At 46.7% G+C, this 21147-nt stretch carries 16 protein-coding genes; 9 read left to right on the top strand and 7 right to left on the bottom strand.

The window, feature by feature from the left end; all coding sequences use genetic code 11:
• The first annotated feature begins 73 nt into the window (after positions 1 to 73).
• Genes mtgA through E5342_RS06030 form a run of 3 tightly spaced genes read left to right on the top strand, consistent with a single transcriptional unit; the run spans position 74 to position 2419 of the window.
• A complete protein-coding gene (gene mtgA, locus E5342_RS06040) occupies positions 74 to 874 on the top strand; it encodes a monofunctional biosynthetic peptidoglycan transglycosylase (RefSeq protein WP_121734968.1) in 801 nt (266 codons plus the stop codon).
• Positions 820 to 1485, top strand: coding sequence for a lipoyl(octanoyl) transferase LipB (gene lipB, locus E5342_RS06035; RefSeq protein WP_121734967.1), 666 nt, complete (start codon positions 820 to 822; stop codon positions 1483 to 1485). Before mtgA ends, lipB begins: the two co-directional genes overlap by 55 nt.
• A 1-nt stretch (position 1486) precedes the next feature.
• Entirely contained in the window at positions 1487 to 2419 is a 933-nt protein-coding gene (locus E5342_RS06030; RefSeq protein ID WP_121734966.1) for a tRNA dihydrouridine synthase, read from the top strand.
• Here E5342_RS06030 and E5342_RS06025 read toward each other — a convergent pair.
• Complete coding sequence (locus tag E5342_RS06025) at positions 2376 to 6839, bottom strand: translocation/assembly module TamB domain-containing protein (RefSeq protein WP_135959039.1); 4464 nt, start codon at positions 6837 to 6839, stop codon at positions 2376 to 2378. The genes E5342_RS06030 and E5342_RS06025 overlap by 44 nt on opposite strands.
• Positions 6840 to 6978: 139 nt before the next feature.
• On the opposite strand from E5342_RS06025, the gene tsaD reads away from it, so the two are divergent.
• Together tsaD and E5342_RS06015 are read left to right on the top strand one after the other, a co-directional pair.
• On the top strand, positions 6979 to 7998 hold the full coding sequence (tsaD, locus tag E5342_RS06020) for a tRNA (adenosine(37)-N6)-threonylcarbamoyltransferase complex transferase subunit TsaD (RefSeq protein ID WP_121734964.1): 1020 nt from the start codon (positions 6979 to 6981) through the stop codon (positions 7996 to 7998).
• Positions 7999 to 8109: 111 nt separating this feature from the next.
• Positions 8110 to 8598, top strand: a complete 489-nt coding sequence (locus E5342_RS06015) for a CinA family protein (protein WP_121734963.1) — start codon at positions 8110 to 8112, stop codon at positions 8596 to 8598.
• Positions 8599 to 8610: 12 nt separating this feature from the next.
• Here E5342_RS06015 and E5342_RS06010 read toward each other — a convergent pair whose 3' ends face one another.
• Positions 8611 to 10350 carry an SGNH/GDSL hydrolase family protein gene (locus tag E5342_RS06010; protein ID WP_135959038.1) on the bottom strand — a complete coding sequence of 580 codons (1740 nt, stop codon included), beginning with the start codon at positions 10348 to 10350 and terminating at the stop codon, positions 8611 to 8613.
• Positions 10351 to 10426: 76 nt separating this feature from the next.
• Between E5342_RS06010 and E5342_RS06005 the strand changes: the two genes are divergently transcribed.
• The 3 genes from E5342_RS06005 to serS all read left to right on the top strand — a co-directional run bounded on the left by E5342_RS06005 (position 10427) and on the right by serS (position 14453).
• On the top strand, positions 10427 to 12421 hold the full coding sequence (locus tag E5342_RS06005) for a glycoside hydrolase family 97 protein (RefSeq protein WP_135959037.1): 1995 nt from the start codon (positions 10427 to 10429) through the stop codon (positions 12419 to 12421).
• A 169-nt stretch (positions 12422 to 12590) separates the two neighbouring features.
• Positions 12591 to 13130, top strand: a complete 540-nt coding sequence (locus tag E5342_RS06000) for an NlpC/P60 family protein (RefSeq protein ID WP_121734960.1) — start codon at positions 12591 to 12593, stop codon at positions 13128 to 13130.
• 48 nt (positions 13131 to 13178) lie between these two features.
• A complete protein-coding gene (gene serS, locus E5342_RS05995; protein WP_008771728.1) occupies positions 13179 to 14453 on the top strand; it encodes a serine--tRNA ligase in 1275 nt (424 codons plus the stop codon).
• Positions 14454 to 14529: 76 nt separating this feature from the next.
• Here serS and E5342_RS05990 read toward each other — a convergent pair whose 3' ends face one another.
• From E5342_RS05990 to E5342_RS05970, 5 genes are all read right to left on the bottom strand, one after another.
• Positions 14530 to 16998 (bottom strand): FAD-dependent oxidoreductase, encoded by a 2469-nt coding sequence (locus E5342_RS05990; protein WP_135959036.1) that lies wholly within the window; start codon positions 16996 to 16998, stop codon positions 14530 to 14532.
• A gap of 67 nt (positions 16999 to 17065) precedes the next feature.
• On the bottom strand, positions 17066 to 17431 hold the full coding sequence (locus tag E5342_RS05985) for a MarR family winged helix-turn-helix transcriptional regulator (protein ID WP_005855716.1): 366 nt from the start codon (positions 17429 to 17431) through the stop codon (positions 17066 to 17068).
• A gap of 142 nt (positions 17432 to 17573) precedes the next feature.
• Complete coding sequence (locus tag E5342_RS05980) at positions 17574 to 18551, bottom strand: dihydroorotate dehydrogenase-like protein (protein ID WP_121734957.1); 978 nt, start codon at positions 18549 to 18551, stop codon at positions 17574 to 17576.
• 29 nt (positions 18552 to 18580) lie between these two features.
• Entirely contained in the window at positions 18581 to 19249 is a 669-nt protein-coding gene (locus tag E5342_RS05975) for a YggS family pyridoxal phosphate-dependent enzyme (RefSeq protein WP_135959035.1), read from the bottom strand.
• 4 nt (positions 19250 to 19253) lie between these two features.
• Positions 19254 to 19757, bottom strand: a complete 504-nt coding sequence (locus E5342_RS05970) for a DUF4494 domain-containing protein (RefSeq protein WP_005855722.1) — start codon at positions 19755 to 19757, stop codon at positions 19254 to 19256.
• Between the two features lie 155 nt (positions 19758 to 19912).
• On the opposite strand from E5342_RS05970, the gene E5342_RS05965 reads away from it, so the two are divergent.
• A complete protein-coding gene (locus tag E5342_RS05965; RefSeq protein ID WP_135959034.1) occupies positions 19913 to 20863 on the top strand; it encodes a tyrosine-type recombinase/integrase in 951 nt (316 codons plus the stop codon).
• The last annotated feature ends 284 nt before the right edge of the window (positions 20864 to 21147 follow it).

Raw genomic sequence — 21147 nt, 5'->3', positions numbered from 1 at the left:
TTCTGTAAATTATAAGTTTCAATCTATCGGAAACTGAAATATTCTTTACCTTTGTCTCTCCAAATAGAAGAATATGGTAACACCTCTGGTAAAACGGATATGGATCTGGTGCAGGAATCTGTTGATCTTCCTGTTTGTCTCCAGTATATTAGCGGTAGTGGTATATAAATTTGTACCCGTATATTATACGCCATTGATGTTTATTCGTATGTATGAGCAGCATCAGGATGGGAAGAAAATGAAACTCGATCATACGTGGGTTCCTATATCCAAGATCGCCCAGCCTTTGGTGCAAGCGGTCATAGCGTCGGAAGATAACTTGTTTATGGAGCATAATGGTTTTGATATAGAGCAAATTCAAAAGGCACGGGCCGAGGCTGAGAAAGGCAAAAGAGTGAGAGGTGCCAGCACGATTTCTCAGCAGACCGCCAAGAATGTATTTCTTTGGCCGGGGAAAAGTTATTTACGGAAAGGTATCGAGGTCTATTTTACCTTCTTGATCGAATGGATGTGGGGGAAGGAACGTATTATGGAAGTCTATCTGAACTCGATAGAGATGGGGGAGGGTATCTATGGTGCGGAGGCGGTAGCGGAGGCTCATTTCGGTAAGCATGCGTACCAATTGACCAAAAACGAGGCTGCCTTGATTGCGGCTACGCTTCCAAATCCCCGGAAATTTAATTCCGCTAAACCGTCGCCTTATATGCTGGAACGACAAGCGAAAATAATTTCCTTAATGGGAAAACTAATAAAAGTAGAAATGGGATATGGTGCCGGACAAATTGATCCGGGTACCGGAAAGGTTAAAAAAAGAAAGAAATGGAGAGCTTCCGTTATCACGACTTGGGACGAATCGCTTATGCCGATGCGTTAGAATATCAGATAGCCGCTTTTGAGGCCTTATTGGATGCGAAGGCTGCGGGAAAGAAAGAGGATAATCAATTATTCTTTTGCGAGCATTTACCGGTTTTGACGATCGGTAAAAGTGGCAAAGACTCCAATTTGCTTATTCCCGAGGAAACTTTACGGGAACGGGGGGTCTCGTTTTACCACATAAACAGAGGGGGGGATATAACGTATCACGGACCGGGACAGATTACCGGTTACCCTGTCTTTGATCTCGAATATTGGAATCTGGGATTGAAACAATATATCTATATGCTGGAAGAGACGATCATCCGTTTCCTGTCGCTTTACGACTTGAAAGGGGCACGTTTGGAAGGGGCGACGGGCGTATGGCTAGATCCTGAGGTACCGGGACGTGCCCGTAAGATTTGTGCGATTGGCGTGAAGAGCAGCCGGTTTGTTACGATGCATGGTTTCGCTTTGAATATAAATACGGATCTGAGTTACTTCTCATTGATCAATCCTTGTGGCTTTACGGATAAAGGCGTTACTTCCTTGGCTATGGAGTTGGGGGAGGGTCAAGACTTTGAGTTGGCGAAAAGTCAGTTGAGATCGATTTTCTTGGAAATTTTCGCTTGATATGGCTGTTATTCATTTCGCTCCTTTGCAAGGATATACGGATTCGGTTTATAGGGAGGCGCATGCCCGCATATTCGGGGGCGTAGCTACCTATTATACCCCTTTTGTAAGGATAGAGAAAGGTGGTTTCCGGAATAAGGACTTGAAAGATATCGCTTGCGATAGAAATCGGCAGGTACATGTCATACCGCAATTGATCGCTTCCTCACCGGACGAGTTTCGGTCGATCGTACGTTTATTCCAAGAGAATGGATATCGGGAAGCGGATATTAATTTAGGATGTCCTTTCCCTATGCAGGTTCGTGTCCATAGGGGTTCGGGACTTTTGCGGTACAAGGAAGAGGCCGAGTCTTTATTACGTACGATCGAGGAGTTTCCGGATATTTCTTTTTCTGTGAAAATGCGCTTGGGATGGGAGTGTGCGGCCGAGTCATTCGCGCTTCTTTCCATATTAAATAAGTTGCCTTTGAAGCATATAACCTTGCATCCCCGGTTAGGGGTACAGCAATATAAAGGGGCCGTCGATTGGGAGGGATTCTCCCGTTTTTATGAGGAATGTGAACATCCTTTATATTATAATGGGGATTTAGTCGGTCCGGAAGATATCCAAGGAATAAAGGAGCGTTTTCCGGGGCTTGCCGGGATCATGCTGGGACGAGGGTTATTGGCCTCTCCTTGGCTGGCTGCGGAGTTTGTATCCGGACAAGTCTTGACCGTGAATGAGAGGCGGGATAAACTAGCCTTGTTCCATGAGTCGTTGATGGATGAATATGCTGCCCGGCTGGAAGGCGGCGAGCATCAGCTACTATCTAAAATGAAGACAATCTGGGATTATCTTTTGCCTGGGGCCGATAAAAGGCTTCGCAAGAAAGTATCGAAAAGTACTTCCCTTACTTCTTATCAGTCGGCAGTGAGAGATTTGTTGAGTCTTTGACTGCGGGAGGGACATTCGTAGAGTCTTTGGGGATCAAGGGCAAAAGAGATCTCTTTCTTCTCCTGAAAATCTCAGAGAAGTTCGTGAAGTCTTTCCGGTACATGATTCCTACGCCTTGTATGGTTAACGCTTGCTTCAGGCCGAAATACATATCTCTGGCATGGTTATAAGCCTTTAGCCGGATCTCACCGGAAGGGGTCAACTTATATTCTAGGTCGAACTCTCCGATAAAGGTGTTATTTTTTCCTGTGTTGACTGTATTTCTCATGCCGAAATTACCATTGATCAATAAGCGGTTGTTTAACAACTGGCTGGATAATATCATCTCGTATTCCGTGTCTTCCTTGAAACCGTCTTGTCCCGCTCGTATGTTTGTCCCTATTTGCACTTTGTCCGTGAAACTGCCTAGCAGATTGGATAATTGCGCTGAGATAGCGGATGAGGCCACGGTGTTCAACTCGTTGGACGTATAAGTCGTTTGGGCATATTCAGGCGTGTAGAATTTATTTAACACCAGCAAATAAACGATTTGCCGGGTCATCATGTCCTCTGTGTCTATGAACGACCTGACTTGACGCTCTAACTCCTCGTTGGAGTTTGGAAATTCCAAGTCGAAGGAGATAGACGGACTGCGCAATGCGCCTTCAAGGTTCAAGACGCAGTTGACAGGTATGTTTGTCCGAGAGCTTTCCAGTAAGAGGCTCCGGTCTAAGTCTCCGATATTTGCGGTCAGATTGTAGATTGCGTCGATGTCCATGTTGGCTTTGAAGGGATCGCCGCGGAAATTAATCGTACTGCCATCTCTGATCTTAAAGTCCTTATGGATGATTTGCTGTAAGCTAAAGTTGTAGTTTCCTTGTAGGATGTTCACGTCGCCATACATGCGGAGGTCGCTCTTGGTACCATATTGTATTTGCAGGCTTCCGTTAGCGTTCCCTTTGATGCGATCTCCTGCTACCGGGTCCATGATCAGCTCTATATTGGCGTCAGGAGTAATGTCAAGGAGGAAGTTCATCCGTAGTTCGGCCCCCTCATCTGTTCCATGGGTGATATGCAATGGATGCGTAGTCGTGGAATCTACGTTAGCGGCCAACTTGCTTTTATCGACGAAGGTGATAAAGTCGTAGTCCGTAGCCGAGTTGTTATTCATGAAGTCCAGATAAATGGCAGTCTTTGGTTCGCTTTTCATATTGATATCAAAATCGATCAACTTATCGTTGCCCTTGATTTGCGCCGTTCCGCTGGCGAATACCGTTCCATAGATCAGCGGATTCTTTTTCTGGTTGGCGTTATACATCAACATATTATTACCCTGCACGTTTACGAGGAAGCTATAATCCCGGAAATGCAAATGGTTGAATTTAAGGCTGACTTTTCCGGTGTTGTCAAATTGATCCTTGACTGTGATATTCCGTAAATTGACGGATGTAGAGTCAAGGTGGACAGAATCGGAAAAGGTATAATAAGTATCCAAGAAATCAACGCCTACCCCTCCATCCATGACATAGGCATCTCCCTCGACATTCAGCTCCTTAAAGGGGCCATGCAAATGTATGCTTCCGAATCCCCGGCCTTGCAAGTTCTTTACGACCGTATCGACAAAGGGCTGCAAGAAGGCTAGATTGATATCATTGGCATCGAAATACAAGGATAGCCCCGCATTGGGACCGACTGGGAATACATAGCCGTTTACATCCGTCCAAGTGCTGTCGTTCTTGTAGATGCTTCCCAGCATAAGGATACCTTTCTGCGTGTCGTCCCATTCGCTGAAGAGATTGAGGCGACCCAAGGGGGTTTGGTTGAATGAGAAATTCTTTACTTCCAGATCCGTGTTTAGCATGCGGCTATTGAATAAATCATTCACGTAGAACTTACCGGTAGCCTCACCTCCGAATTGCAAGACTGGGATATTCAATACGTCGAAGACATAACTCAGTTCTATTTGCTTCAAGTCCACCAATAAAGTATCTGCCGGATCTTTCGAGATCGTCCCTTCCATCGATAAATATTGGGTATCGTGATCTACCCTGAAATGCTCGATGCCGATCTTGCCCTCACGAATCGTTATATTCGCTGGATTGATGGTCCAGAGCGTGTCTTTAATAATGAGGGGGCTTTTATTCAACGTGACCTCCGTACGTAACTTGGCCGGTTCTTTCTCGCTTTTCTCCTCGACGAAAAGGGTAGAGGCGGAGAGGTCGGCCTTAAATAACTGCTCTTTATTATTTGCCCAGCTAATCATGGTATTCACCAAGTTGTCTTTAGCGTCTGCCTTGAGATCAAGGTAATTACGCAGTCCCTTGTCGTTGTAATTAATCGTTTTTAATTGGAGGTTCACTTTATCGTTCGGATTGTCGCAGACCAAGTAGCCGGATTCGAACATGGATTTCCCAAGATTGAACTTCGGAAGCCACGCCTCGATACGGAACTTATTATAGATATTATTATAATGTCCTGTGATCCGTCCGGGTTGCACCATCGTGAACGGTAATTTCAGCGTCGTAGAAAGCGCTTCCGTATTCTCGATCGTTAACAGGAGAGCGAAGTTATTTTCCTTCACGATTTGTTTTTTCTGGGTCGTGTTGATCAAGGCGGGCACATATCCCTTGAACGTATTCATAAGGCTGGGGACTAGTGTGTTGAATGAATAAGACCCTGTGACCTCCCCGTTCAGGATATCGGAGGTTATGGTTAATTGCCGGTCGAGGCTATGCCCCGAGGCAACCACCTCGAATTTCTTAAGGAAGAAGCTGCTGGGAGCGGTCTCGAAAGAAAGGCTGTCCAACGTGATGCTACCTTCCAGATTGTCGATATTATCTCCGGTGAAATCCGCGTTTAAAGCCAAGGAGATATTCGGAGCCTCGTATTTGTCCGTCAGGTTCAATCGGTCCGGCCGGAAATGATCGAGGTGGGCGGTGAAATTAAACAAGGAGTTTTGTGCTTGGTGCTGAAATATTCCTTGGGCGTATAATTCGCCATTGGGATCGTTTACATGGATGGTTCCATCGAAACTATTCTTCTTGAAATTACCGGAAAGATTTATATCCTTGTATTTATAAGCTTTATAATCGAACTCCTTGACTTGCGCTTGGATATTTCCGGAGAAATTTCCGCCAACAGGTCTACGGGTATCGATATTGATGTCGAAGCGAGCCTCCCCGAAAGGATTATTCTCGCCGAATAACTCATGGAGCCGCAAGTTGCTGGAGGCGATGCGTCCCCGTAGGTAAGCGGCTATATTCTTATCCTTGTTGCTACCGAATATCAAGTCTGTCTGTATGGAGCCGATGGAAGACGATAGTTTTCCGAAAGCGACTAGGTTATCAAAAAAGCCTGATATCTCGCCCGTGAAATTGATCGTTCCTAATTTGACGACCGGGGCCGGGAGAGTCTTTGGGTGTTCATTGAAGTTATTGGCCAGACTGGAGATACCGTCTGTCGTGATATACATCTTATTCACCTTCCCTAAAAGATACGTTTCCTCGGGATGGGTGATGTTTTTTAGTTCCATTTGGCCTACGAACAACATCTTATCACTATATTTCAAGGTGAGGCGTTTCAAGTTGAAATTATTGATATAGCCGTTTGCCTCGGCCGATAACTCTATCGTGTCGGCGAAGTTCTTGAATACCGGGACGAAAGGGGATAAGTCTTTCAGGCAGATTTGCGAAGGTGTTATATTCAAGTCGATCGGAGCGTTGTTCAAGAGAGCGGGAAGGCTGTCTATCTCGCTTAAATTGATCCGGGCACGCCCGATCTTCAAGTCTGTCTGCGGCAAGCGTACCTTGAAGTCCTGTACGAAAGCGCTATCCCGGTTCCCGACCACGTTCAGCGATAACTTATTCAAGGAGAAACCGGACGCCTCGTCGAAACTCATCTTCTTGATATGGGCGTTCACGCTGTCCTTGTTAAAAGCCTTGAGGGATATCTTGGCGCTCAGGTTCTTGATATCGATATGCTTGGCGTTGAACTTTCCCGGGGTCTCTTTCTCGCTATCCACATGATAGCTGAAATTACCTCTTCGGATCATGATGGAGTTGAAACGGAGATCGATATTCTTCTCTTTCTTTATCGAATCCTTGCTGGCGAAAGCGTCGATGACGAATTGCAGGTTTAAAGGGCTTTTAGGCGTATGTTTTCGTAGGTTGAAGGAGAAGCCGAACAAACGTACCGTCGTAAAGACGAACTTCCCTTCCAGTAACGGCATGATCTCGAATCCCGCCGCCACATGGTTCGCCTCGAACATGACTTTCCCGTCTTGGTCTTCCAGGTAAAGCCCTTCCAGTACCAGACGATTGAACCATTCGATATCCACATTACCGATCTTTACGGGTACACCGAGGTGGCTGGATAATTGGGTCGTGGCTACTTCCGAGACTTGGGTTTGAATGTAAGGGATTCTCAGCAAGATGCCCGGCAGCGCATAGAATATCCAGAATAACGTAAGCAGGGTAATGATTATGTATTTAAGTCCTCTGATATCTTTTCTATTTATTTAGCGCAAATCTACAACAATATCGCGATAGATTTCGTTAATTCGCGGAAAAAAGAATGAAGATATGAGTATAACGATATTAGGAATCGAGTCTTCTTGCGATGACACTTCCTCTTCGGTGATCCGTGACGGCGTGATGCTGTCCAACGTAATAGCCAGTCAAGCCGTTCATGAGGCCTATGGCGGGGTTGTCCCCGAGTTGGCTTCCCGTGCCCATCAACAGAATATCATTCCGGTGGTAGCCGAGGCCATCAAACGTGCTGGCATCGATAAGTCCGAGTTGAGTGCCGTGGCGTTTACCCGTGGGCCGGGTTTGATGGGTTCCTTATTAGTCGGGACCTCGTTCACCAAGGGCTTGGCCGCTTCCTTGGATATCCCGATGATCGAGGTCAATCACTTACAGGCTCACGTGTTAGCTCATTTTATCAAGGAGACTCCGGATGATGATCACGCTCCCTCGTTTCCTTTCCTTTGCTTGTTGGTTTCGGGCGGTAACTCGCAAATCATAAAGGTGAACGCTTATAATGATATGGAGGTGATCGGCCAAACGATCGACGACGCTGCGGGAGAAGCTTTCGACAAATGCGCCAAGGTAATGGGGTTGGGTTATCCCGGTGGCCCCGTCGTGAACCGTTTGGCGAACGAGGGAAATCCGGATGCCTTTACGTTCAGCAAGCCGCATATCCCCGGATATGATTATAGCTTCAGTGGCCTGAAGACCTCCTTCTTATATACCTTGCGTGATCATTTGAAAGATGATCCGGATTTTATTGAGAAGAACAAGCGAGACCTATGCGCTTCCTTGCAAGCTACGGTAATCGATATCTTGATGAGTAAATTGCGTAAGGCGGCGAAGGATTTGCATATAAAGGAAGTAGCCGTCGCCGGAGGTGTATCGGCCAATTCCGGTTTGCGTGAGGCATTCTTGGATCACGCAAAACGTTATGGCTGGAAAGTGCATATCCCGAAGTTCTCGTTCACCACGGATAACGCCGCTATGGTAGCTATCACGGGATATTATAAGTATATGGATAAGGAGTTCTGTCCGATGGATGCTGCTCCTTTTTCTAGGGTTGTCTTATAGGAAAATAGTTTTACTATAGAGAAAACAAAAGTTTTGTGGTAGGAAAACAATAGTTTCGTTAGGAAGAAACTATTGTTTTCCCATAATGAAACCCTTAGTATCATTATAGCAATGGAAGTAGATGATTTACCAATAGAGTTAGAAGTAGCGAACGTACTCAAGTCAGGACACCTGATGATGGGTACGGCAGAGAGTTGTACAGGCGGAAAGATCGCCAGCATGATGACCTCCATGGCGGGCAGCTCGGAGTATTTTGCCGGAGGCGTGGTATCCTATTGCAATGAGGTGAAGCATAATGTGCTCGGTGTCTCCGAGGCGGACTTGAATGCTTTTGGAGCCGTAAGCCAGCCGGTCGTGGAGCAGATGGCTCGTGGGGCTATGCGGGTATTGGGGTGTGATTGTGCCGTCGCTACCTCCGGAATCGCGGGACCGGGAGGCGGAAGTCCCTCGAAACCGGTGGGAACGGTATGGATTGCCGCCGCTTATAAGGAGAGGATTCTCTCCGAGTGCTATCATTTCGGGGAGAATCCTCGTCGGGAGAACATTCGCTTGTCGGCGGAGGCGGCGTTGCGTATGTTGTTCGGATTGATTCGTGAGTAAAGGGACTATCGCTTAATGGGCGATCTCGTCCGCGATCCGTTTGTAACCTTCCTCGTTCGGGTGTAATCCGTCCGAGAATAAAGACTCGTTTATCTTGCCATCTGCTTGAAGCAATTTTGTACCCGGGTCTTTGAACGTGTACCATCCGGTCTCGGCCATTTGCCGGATGCGGCGGTTGATGTTTACGACCCAATTCTCATGGTCTCGACGAGGTAAGATCCCGATCACCTTGATCCGGGCCGTCGGTTGCCGTTGCTTGATAGCGGAAAGCAGGAAGCGAAGACCCGCCACGATCTCGTCATCGCTGCTGATGCCTAGGTTGTTCGTTCCGATCATCAATGTCACTTCCTCTGCCTTGTATCCATCCAATTCTCCATGATAAACTCTCCAAAGTACATTTTCGATCCTATCCCATCCATATCCGAGATTGTGGAATCCGGCCGGACGCATGATTTTCTCCCATGTTTCCAGACCTCGCACGGACGGCCCTTTGGGCTCTCCTCCCCAGAAATGCGTGATGGAATTACCTAGGATCACCCGTCGAGGCGGGTTGCTTTGATTCAGCGAGAGAATATCCCGGTGACGTTTTTGCCATTCGTAATTATTGGGTTCCCGGCGTTGGGTGACAGGCTTTGTGGTAGAGAGGTCTCCTTGGGGGATGCGTAATATTTCCCGTACTTTCCGCTCTACGGCGTCCGCCTGTGTTTCCATGCCCCAGTCGGAAGGATGGACGTAATCTACCCAAGCGTTCGGGTGCAGTCCCAGCTCTTCTCGTGTAAGGTAGTAGATATCCTTTACCCCTTGTGCCTGCAATTCCTCGAAAGCCTTTTTAGCTCCTTCGTTCATGCGTGTATAATCTTGTAATTTCGTATCGTCGGCGAGTGCGTTGCTGTATCCGGCATGTTCCACCAATAAGATCGGCGAGGAGTGGGTGGTACGTATTTGCTTGACTGCGTCCGATACGAGTTGTGTGATCTCATCTTTGCTTTTTGGCGTGAGGTTGGGCAGGCAGTCAAGGATATAAAGGCGTGCGTCTATCTCACAGATAAAATCCAGCACCTCTTTCTCTAAACGTCCGTTACCGGAGAAGCCTAGGTTGATAAGCGGATATCCCAGAGAACGCTGCAAGATCGTGCCCCAAGTCATGCCCGGACGGGAGGCGCATGCGCCTTGGGCGATCGAGGTTCCGTATAAAAGAATCGGTTTCTCGGGCGATACGGGGATAAACGTAAGCTCATCGTTTTCGGGCACGCCGATTTCCAACCACTTTATCGTATTATAAGGAGGCAGGTAGAGGCGGAACTCATAGCCCCTGTCATGATATATATCTTTGCCTATGTTCGTATAATGATATTGAAGCGTATCGCCGGAAGGATAGCCGCCGAAATAAAATCTCCATTGGCCATCGCTATCGATGCTATATAGATCTACACCGGATACGCCTGTCGTGGGCATATGTGGCATATTCAGCGGCCCGCTTACTTGATAGCGTACTTTCAGTTCAGGGGCGCTGCTGAAAAAATGAAGCGCCAAACCGGCGGAATTGCGCGATAAATCCCATACGGGTTTACGTACCTTGCCTTCGGCTCTTTGGGGAAGCCGAACGTAGCTGTTTCCGATCTCTTCGGTCCATCCTTGGTTTTGTATGACAGGGAATCCGCATTCGAGCGGGTTGAGCCATTTCCATTGTGCGTGGGCGGATAGAGCCGTAAGGCATACGAGTGTTAAGAAGATTTTGTGAAGTCTCATCATTCCGGTATTATTTTGTTATGAATATGGCAAAGATACTATATATTTGTATTTATAAACAAGCTTAAATCAATAAACCATGCGTAAAAACATTTTATTTGTTTTTCTCTTTTTAATGGGTGCTATCCCGTCGATCGCCCAGAAGAATTATCAAGTCCAGTCTCCGAACCGGGATATAAAGGTGGAGGTTACGGTAGCCGATAAAGTCACTTTCACTATTGCGCAGGATCATTCGGAAGTGATGAATTCTGCCGTATCTATGACTTTACAAGGAGGTGAGGTGCTTGGCGCTAACCCGAAAGTCTCGAAAGTGACGAAGACCTCGGTAGACAAGGAAATACCCTCTCCGTTCTATAAGAAAGACGTGGTAAAGGATATTTATAATGAGATGCAAATCTCGTTCCGGGGAAACTACGGGCTGGTTTTTAGGGTGTATAACGATGGAGTCGCTTACCGTTTCACGACGAAAAGAAAGGAACCGATCGTTATTGCTGACGAGGAGGCCATCTATAACTTCCCCTCGGATTATAAGACATTCACCGCTTACGTGAATAGTACGAAGCCGACGTTCGAGGAGCAATTCTTCAACTCCTTCGAGCAGCCCTACGTAAACGAGACGATCACAAGCCTGAATGATAAACGCCTGAAGATCCTGCCTCTTTTGGTGGATCTGGGAGATGGTCGCAAGATCTGTATCACGGAAGCCGATCTGGAGGATTTCCCTGGGATGTTCTTGAATAACGAGACGGGAAAACCTTCCTTGAAAGCGGTTCATGCGCCTTATCCGAAAGTGAAGGAGCAAGGCGGCCATAATCAGTTACAGATGTTGGTGAAAGAGCGTGAGAACTATATCGCTAAAACATCCGGAACCCGCTCTTTCCCTTGGCGTGCGTTTATAATCTCCCGGAATGATAAGGAGTTGGCCGATTGCGATATGGTCTACCGTCTGGCTTCTCCCTCCCGGGTAAACGATATCTCTTGGATCAAGCCGGGTAAGGTGGCTTGGGATTGGTGGAACGACTGGAATTTATACGGTGTGGATTTCCGTGCCGGAATCAATAATCCTACTTATAAATATTATATAGACTTCGCTGCCGGGCATGGTATCGAGTACGTAATCTTGGATGAGGGCTGGGCCGTGAACCTGGAAGCGGACATGATGCAAGTGATACCGGAGATCGATCTTCAAGAATTGGTGGATTACGGTAAGTCCAAGAATGTCGGTATTATCCTTTGGGCGGGTTATTGGGCTTTCGCCCGTGATATGGAGAATGTCGTGAAGCATTATTCGGATATGGGCGTGAAAGGCTTCAAGGTGGATTTCTTGGATCGTGACGATCAGGAAATGGTAAACTTTGTTTATGAGGCCTCCGAGGTATGCGCTAAATATAAGATGCTAGTGGATTTCCATGGCGTATTCAAGCCGACAGGTCTTCAACGGACCTATCCGAACGTGTTGAACTATGAGGGCGTGAATGGCTTGGAGCAAATGAAGTGGTCTTCCGAGAAGGAGTTTGATATGGTGACGTATGATGTCACGATCCCGTTTATCCGTATGATCGCCGGCCCGATGGATTATACGCAAGGTGCTATGCGAAACGCCGCCAAAGGAAATCATCGGCCGGTAAACTCGGAGCCGATGAGCCAAGGAACCCGTTGCCGCCAGTTGGCCACTTACGTGATCTTCGAGTCTCCTTTCAATATGTTGTGCGATGCCCCGTCTAATTACAGGAGGGAAAAGGAATGTACGGAGTTTATCTCTAACATTCCGACCATCTGGGATGAGACGGTCTCATTGGATGGAAAGGTCTCCGAGTATGTAGCGATCGCCCGCCGTCATGGTAATGATTGGTATATCGGGGCGTTGACCAACTGGACGCCGAGGGAGCTGGATTTAGACCTGTCTTTCTTGGGCGAAGGTGATTATATTTTGGAATTATTCAAGGATGGCATAAATGCCGATCGTGCCGCCTGCGATTATAAGAAAGAGATAATCCCCGTGCCGGCGGATCGCAAGTTGAGGATCCATATGGCTCCCGGTGGCGGATGGGTGGCTCGTATCTGGAGACGTTAATCCTTTCTTCGTCTGCTTTCATCCACGTGACGGATGCCTACAAAGAGGCGTTCAACGCTTATCTGAAAGCTGCTCAACCTTCTTGAACTTGGATGCCCATTATAAGGTTCCTACAATGGGCATTCTAAACTTTATGTGTATATTCGTGCCTTAATTAAGAGAAAACGATATGAAGAATAGCATTCCTTTAGGGTTTATCCGGATCTTTATCCTGCTTATATGCCTGACCTCGTGCGGTAGTAAGAAACAACAAAAAGTAGCTCTGCCCGCCGATTTCAAGGGACCGAAGGAGTTGGCTCGCTTATATGGGGTACGTATCACACCGGAAGATAATATATTCTTGTACAACGAGGGGGCCCGTTGGTTGGGTGTACGTCATAAATTGGGAGGGAGCACGAAGCGGGGCGTGGATTGCTCCGGTTTCGTATCGATCGTTTATCGGGAGGTGTACGGAAAACAGCTGGCTCGTTCCTCGGCGGATATGCTGAAGTATGATTGCAAGAAAGTGAGTCGTGCCAAATTGCAGGAAGGAGATCTGGTATTTTTCAAGACGGGTCGTGGCGGGAAACGTGGCGTTCCGAATCATGTGGGGATTTACTTGAAAAATGGGCGCTTCATCCATACTAGCACTTCCAGTGGCGTGATGGTAAGTAACCTTAGCGAACCTTATTATACAAGAACTTGGCTAACGGGTGGTAGGGTAAAATAAAATTACTAAATTCGCGTTTTAGAAAAACTATATAAACATAAATAGAATATGTTGACAATCAAATTAATCACTGAAAACACGGATGCCGTAATCCGTGGACTGGAAAAGAAACATTTTAAGGGTGCGAAAGAAAGCATCGATAAAGTGTTGGAATTGAATGATAAAAGACGTATCGCACAAAATCAATTAGATAAGAACCTAGCGGAGGTAAACGCAACTTCGAAGTCGATCGGACAATTAATGAAAGAGGGCAAGAAGGAAGAAGCGGAGGCCGCTAAGAAACATGTTTCCGAGATCAAGGAGGTGAGCAAGGCTTTGCAGGCTGAGATGGATCAGGCTGCCGAGGAGTTGCAGAACTTACTTTATACGATCCCGAACGTACCTTATGATGAGGTGCCCGAGGGTACCTCCGCCGAGGACAATGTGGTAGAGAAAATGGGAGGTATGGAAACGGAACTTCCGAAGAACGCTCTTCCGCACTGGGAATTGGCGAAGAAATATGATTTGATTGATTTCGATCTGGGTGTTAAGATCACGGGAGCAGGTTTCCCGGTCTATAAAGGACAGGGCGCTCGTTTGCAACGTGCGTTGATCAACTTCTTCTTGGATGAGGCCCGTGACGCTGGTTACTTGGAGATCATGCCGCCTACGGTGGTGAACTCGGCTTCCGGTTATGGTACGGGACAGCTTCCGGATAAGGAGGGACAGATGTATCATTGCGAGGTAGACGATTTATATTTGATCCCGACGGCGGAGGTGCCCGTGACAAATATTTACCGGGATGTCATTCTGGATGAGAAGCAGTTACCGATCAAGAATTGCGCTTATACACAATGCTTCCGTCGTGAGGCAGGTTCTTATGGCAAGGATGTACGCGGTTTGAATCGTTTGCACGAATTTTCTAAGGTGGAGTTGGTTCGGATCGATAAACCGGAGCACTCTAAGCAATCTCACCAAGAGATGTTGAATCATGTGGAGGGATTACTTCAGAAGTTGGAGTTGCCGTATCGCATCCTTCGTCTTTGTGGTGGCGATATGAGTTTCACGGCTGCCCTTTGCTTTGACTTCGAGGTGTATTCCGAGGCACAACAACGTTGGTTGGAAGTTAGCTCCGTGTCCAACTTCGATACGTATCAAGCCAACCGCTTGAAATGCCGCTATCGTGACGAGAATAAGAAAACGCAACTTTGCCATACCTTGAATGGTAGTGCCTTAGCCTTGCCTCGCATCGTAGCCGCCTTATTGGAAAACAACCAAACCCCCGAAGGCATCCGCATCCCGAAAGCGTTGATCCCTTACACTGGGTTTGATATGATTAAATAAGCATCAAATCATTTATATAAAATATCCCAGCATTGTCCTTATTGTGGATATGCTGGGATATTTTTTTTTGAATGATTTAGATGAATAAGTTTACGTTCGCGTCTTCCGCACGTTCCAGATAGGTGGCTACGCCTCCTAGGACAACGTTATCCATCAGTTCTTCTTTTTTGACGCCCATTACGTCCATGCTCATCGTGCAGGCGATCATCTCGATACCATTCTCTACGGCTTGTGCCATAAGGCTTTCCAAGCTGTCGATCCGTTTCTTCCTCATGATAAGGCGCATCATCCAGCTTCCGGCTCCACCCATATTCATTTTAGATAGTTTCAGCTTTTCGCTATTTGCCGGAAGCATCCAGCCGAACATCTTGCCGAAGATATCTTTAGATACGGCAGGTTTTTCCCGCTTCTTAATCACGTTAAGCCCCCAGAAGGTAAAGAACATGGTCACCTTTTTTCCGGTGGAGGCGGCCCCGTTCGCTATGACGAATGAGGCCAACGCCTTATCGAGATCATCGCTGAAAACGATCAATGTCTTGTTGTCGGTGTTGTTGCCACCTGTCGCTATTTTGCATTCAGCTTTTTTTTTTCGTACCGTGGCGGCGATCGTACCTCCCTTATTTTCCAGAGAGACTAACTCTGCCCCGGTTATCTTGCACCATGAAGAGACATCTTTTCCGAAGGCCTGATCCGTTGCGGTGATTTCCAAAGACTCATCTTCCCGCAAGTTCTCATAGTTCTTTTTCAACTGCATGATCGGTCCCGGACACATTAATCCGCAAGCGTCTACCTTAATCGCCGTAGCTGCCGGAGTCGATTTGCAAGAGCTACTTTTACCAGATGCCTTATCAGAAACAGCTTCGGACGAACAAGGTGCGCAGGCCGGCTCATTCTTGATCTTTGCTGTCGCTACACTCCAAGTCTTGTAACCACCGGATAGGTTCCGGACATTCGTGAAGCCATTTTGAGTCAGGATGCGATAAGCCAAATAGCCCCTTAATCCAACGGCGCAAGTCACTACGATCGGTGTATCCTTGGGCAGTTCCGCCAAATGTTCTCTTAACTCATCAACCGGGATATTGATGAAGCCGGGGATTGTCCCTAAGCTGTACTCGTCACGGGTACGGACATCGATACGTACGGTATCTGGCGATAAGTTCTGGATCTCTCTCCACCGAATCGCTTTCGCTTTTCCCGTAAGTAGGTTCTCCGCTACGAAGCCGGCCATATTTACGGGATCTTTAGCGGCTGAATAAGGAGGAGCGTACGCATGTTCTAACTCTGCCAGGTCGTAGACCGTACCTTTCCGCTGGATCACTTGCGCTAACATCTCGATCCGTTTGTCTACGCCGCCGAAACCTACGATTTGCGCTCCTAACAGTCGTCCGCCTTCCGGCGCGAACAATATCTTGATCGATAAAGGCACGGCTCCCGGGTAATATCCCGCATGCGAGGCTCCATGCGTATAGGAGGATTGATAAGCGATTCCTTCCCGTTTCAACAGCTTAGCGTTAGCCCCCGCCGTGGCGACCGTCAAGTCGAATACCTTGGCGATAGAGGTTCCCATCGTCCCATCATAAGTTACCTTATTGCCGAATACGATATTATCGGCTACGATGCGTCCTTGCTTATTCGCCGGACCCGCCAATGGGATCAAGGCCGGTTTGCCTGTCACGAGGTGGCGTACTTCCACGGCATCTCCCAACGCATAAATATCCGGGTTCGAGGTCTGCATATATTCATTGACAGCGATACCGCCGAGTGCTCCGATCGAAAGTCCCGCTTCCTTGGCCAATCGGGTTTCCGGACGGACACCGATACTCAATAAAACCATATCCGCCGGGATCTGCTTCCCACTTTTCAAATGAACGGTCACGCCTCCGGAGGTCTCCTCGAAACGAGATACGCCATCTTCCAGCATCAAGCCTACCTGCTTGCCGATCAACTGCTGATGTACGATAGCGGCCATGGAATAGTCGAGGGGTGCCATCACTTGGTTAGCCATTTCCACGACAGTGACGTGGATACCCAGCTCATGCAAATTCTCCGCCATCTCCAAGCCGATGAAACCACCTCCTACAACAACGGCGGTACGGGGCTTTTCCGTGTTCACGTAATTCTTGATCGTGTCCGTATCCGGTACGTTACGTAACGTGAATATCTTTTTACTCTCGATTCCTTCGATGCGTGGACGCAAAGGCTCCGCACCGGGAGAGAGCACTAGTTTATCGTAAGTCTCCGTGTAGGTTTCTCCTGTGCCGAGTTTCTTTACCTCCACTTGCTTGGATTCGGGAAGGATTCGGGTCACTTCCTGCTCCGTACGGATATCGATGCGGAATCGATCCGTGAAGCCTTTCACGGTTTGTACGAATAATTTATTCCGGTCGTTGATCGTGTCTCCTATATAATAAGGTAATCCACAGTTTGCGTAAGAAACATATTTCCCACGTTCGAAAAGGATGATTTCCGCTTTCTCGTCCATTCTACGCAGCCGGGCCGCTACGGTAGCTCCACCGGCTACACCTCCAATAATCAAGTACTTCATATCTATTTTTATTTAATTTGTATTATACATATTTGTTAGTAGACAATAATTGGTTAAAAAAAGGGATTCATCCCTTCTGTATGTATTCTTTGAGTTGATTGAACAAGCTGTCCATGTTTAGCTCGGCCTGCATCATCTGTTGTATTTTCTCTTTCCCTTTTGGGGTGAGCGAGAAAAACATTTGCCGCTTATCCTCTTTATTGATGTTTCTGCGGATAAATCCCTTGTTCTCGACGGAGGTGATCACCTTTGAGACCCGGGAATTTGAAAGACCGATATAATCGCAAATCATTCCCGCAGACTTTGCCTCATTATCCTTTAAGCAACAAAGCAACATGGCCTCGTTAATGGTGATAGCATGTACTTCCGAGAAATTTTTCTCGAACTGGTACAGTATCTTATAGATATCCTTTATGGCGCAAATTGGTTCCATATTTCTTTATAACTTGTTTGATGATGCAAAGATATAACTATTTTCTAATAAAAATACTTTCTAGTAGAAAATAATTAAGACTATTGTATATTATCCTATAGTAGAGACGGGGCGTGCCCGTCTCTATTACTAGGTATTTCTTTTAATCTCTGTTGGAGAAATATTTCATGAATTGTGAACGCTCATACATCGCCGGGTTCGGGATATTGGCGTAATTCAATTTGCCTTGGAATTGGGAAAGGGATTGGTAATGTGCCTGATGCATCCACTCTTCCACGCAAGTCAATACTTGGGAGATGATTTCCGCTCCATGTGTATAGACAGCGCTACACATCTGTACGGCGGAAGCGCCGGCCAATAGACATTTAACGACATCTTCCCAATCATGTACCCCGGTAGAGGAAGCAATACTGATTCCCGGGATCTTTCCGGATACGATAGCCGTCCAGCGAATCGTGTCGCTCAAATCGGAATGATTGCTAAATACATTACCCGAAACAATCTGCATATTATTGATATCGATGTCCGGCTGATAGAAACGGTTGAATAGCACGACACCGTCTGCACCGTTTGCTTTCAACAAATGAACCAGCGAAGGAATATTGCTGTAATTCTTTCCGATTTTCATAATAACCGGAATCGATACGGTCTCTTTTACCTTGCGGATGATACTGACATACGTATCCCGGATACTCTCGAGATTTTCGGTCAGTTCGGTTTCCATGAAGAACACGTTCAATTCCAGAGCGTCCGCCCCCGCCAACTCGATTTGACGGGCGAAATCGATCCAAGCGTCCGCCTTATAGCAATTGATGCTGGCTATGATAGGGATCGTACATAATTCCTTGCTCTTTTTGATCAGTTCCAGATAATCATTTACTTGATTCGCTTTTACATAACCACGGATATAATCCGCCGCTTCGGGGTAATCAGAGTCTTGCATCAAAGCCTCGCTCTGCATTTCGATCTGCTCTTCGAAAAGAGATTTCAATACGATAGCTCCAGCTCCTGCTTTCTCAAAATCCCTGTTACGTTCCGCCTTATTGGTGAGTCCGGAGCTCCCTACGATAATCGGATTGCGAAGTGTTAACCCCGCGTATTGGGTTTTAATGTCAATCATGTTGCCTATATTTAGATTTAATAATTACTTTAATATTCCCGTTCGCCAAAGATACTGGTACCCACCCGTATCAAGGTGCTTCCTTCTTGGATAGCGATCGGGTAATCGTGGCTCATCCCCATGGATATCTCCTTGAAATCGACATTATCTTTACAGAGCGTCTCTTTCAGTTCGATAAATAAATCATGGATCTTGCGGAATTCTTCCCGTATCAACCCCGTATCATCGGTATTGGTAGCCATGCCCATCAATCCGCAAATACGAATATGCTGGAATTCGGCCAAGGACTCGTCACGCAACAACTCCTTGCATTCCTCGGGACTGAGTCCGTGCTTGGATTCCTCTTGCGCCACATGGATCTCCAATAATACCCGGATCGTGCGGTCGTTTTTTTTCGCTTGTTTATTCACCTCTGCCAAAAGCTTCAAGGAGTCTATGCTATGGATCAAATGAATAAAAGGAGCGATATCTTTTACCTTATTGCTTTGTAACGGACCGATAAAATGCCATTCGATATCCTCAGGTAGTACTTTTTGCTTGGCGCTCAGTTCCTGTGCCCTGCTTTCGCCAAACACCCGCTGCCCGGCATCGTAAGCCTCCCATAGAGCTTCCACCGGGTGAAACTTAGAGACGGCAACCAACGTCACCCCTTGCGGGAGCGACGTTTTCAGTTGTACTATGTTTTGAGCGATGCTCATGTTTTTATCCTCTTTGTTCAGCTTGTTGTTTTTGTTCAGCTATCAGTTCCTCGCCGCTTTTCTTCTCGCCGGGAATACTGTTCGCGTCGAATGGGAATACATCCATCAACTGGGTTTCCGTTACCGAGGCGATGGTATAATCCGCCAATGTACCTTTCATTCCATCTTCCAATACGGCGATGGCCTCTTTCAGCGTAGTGGCTTGGGCAAGCATTTGTGCGGCGGTTTTCTTTTCCGCTCCACTCTTCTCGTCCAACGTGATAAAATAAACCTTGATCTTATAGAACCGATCACCATTCTCATTGAAGAATAATTCGGATAAACGAGCTCGTTTGATGTCTGTTACCGTGAATTCACCCGTGATGAAGGGGCGGATCTCCTCGATGATGCGAGCTTCCGCTTCCGTAAAAGACAGGGCGTCTACCAAGTAAGGCTCGGTTACTTTTTTCTGCATGCCATTTTCCAGCATTTTCTCGTAAGAGACCTTACATTCAAACCAATTGTGCATATGCTTTACTTTTTAATTTAGTCTGTACTCTGTTTAAAACAACGTACAAATATAGTGGCTATTCGTCAATAAAACAACTTGCCGCAAAAGATATAATTTGTCAGGATGTCTAATTTTGCGTGTTTGTTTTCAATTGGAATTTAAAATAGAGAGATATGGATGAGAAAGATTTGGTGGAAGGGATGCGAGAGTATATAAGTCTGTTACAAAAGGAAGGACGGTATTCCTCGGCGAAAAGTTATCAGGATGCGATGAACTCTTTTATACGGTATAGCGGGACGGATCGTATCCCATATACATATATAAATAAGGATACTCTTCGCCGGTACGAGGCTTATTTGTTGGAGAAAGGCTGCATGCGTAATACGGTCTCCACGTATATCCGCCGTTTGCGTTGTATCTATAACAAGGCGGTGGAGAATGGCGAGGCGGCGTTTATCCCTTCATTATTCAAGGGGGTTTTTACGGGTGTGGAAAGCCAGCGCAAGAAATCCTTGCCTCTGGGTGATTTGAATCGCCTGATGACTGTCCCGGTAAAAGGAGAGAAGTTGAGGAAGACACAGCTGACGCTTTGCTTGATGTTTCAATATGGGGGGATGTCGTTCGTTGATTTCGCCCATTTGAATAGGGGTAATATCAAGAACGGCATATTGGATTACAATCGCCAGAAGACTGGGACCTCTATGCGGTTGGAGGTCTTGGATACGGCGGAGGTTATGTATAAGGAGCTGGCAGGTGAGAGGGGTGGAGGCTCCGGCTATTTATTTCCCTTTTTAAGTGGGAAGAAGAACGGCCATGAGGAATATCTCGAATACAATGCGGCCTTGTCCCGGTTTAACCGGAACTTGAGGATGTTGAAGGAGGTTGCCGGAATAGCCTCGGATGTGACTTCTTACACGATCCGTCATTCTTTTGCCATGGCTTTGAAGGAACAAAATGTCCCCATTGAGATGATCAGCGAGTTATTGGGGCATAAGTCCATCAAGACAACCCAGATTTATCTAAGAAGTTTCTCCTTGGAGAAAATGACGGTGGTAAATAAGTCTTGCTTTGAGAATGTATATAATTATATGCCAAAGGTGGGGTTGAGGCTACTTGGGGAGTAGCCTAAGATTTCATGGCGCAAATGTAGTAAAAAATAACTAAAAACAAGCAAACAAATGTGCTTGTTTACTCATTGTAGGCGTTTGATTCTCTCTATTCTTTGATTTTCCTATTTTATCCTAGACGTATAGACATGGTGATGCGGGTGAAATGACCTCTTTTCCGGTATCATTCCACCATGCCTCATAACTTGTGTGTATTCCTGTAGAGACGGGTGATAACCGTTCTCGCACCTTTTAGGCTACTCCCCAAGTAGCCTGATATTTCAAGGTATGGCAATTTTCAG

Origin of the sequence: Parabacteroides distasonis (assembly GCF_004793765.1) — a bacterium.
Lineage (GTDB): Bacteria > Bacteroidota > Bacteroidia > Bacteroidales > Tannerellaceae > Parabacteroides > Parabacteroides distasonis_A.
The sequence above is the reverse complement of the archived record's forward strand: the minus strand, read 5'-3'. Positions and strand labels throughout refer to the sequence as shown.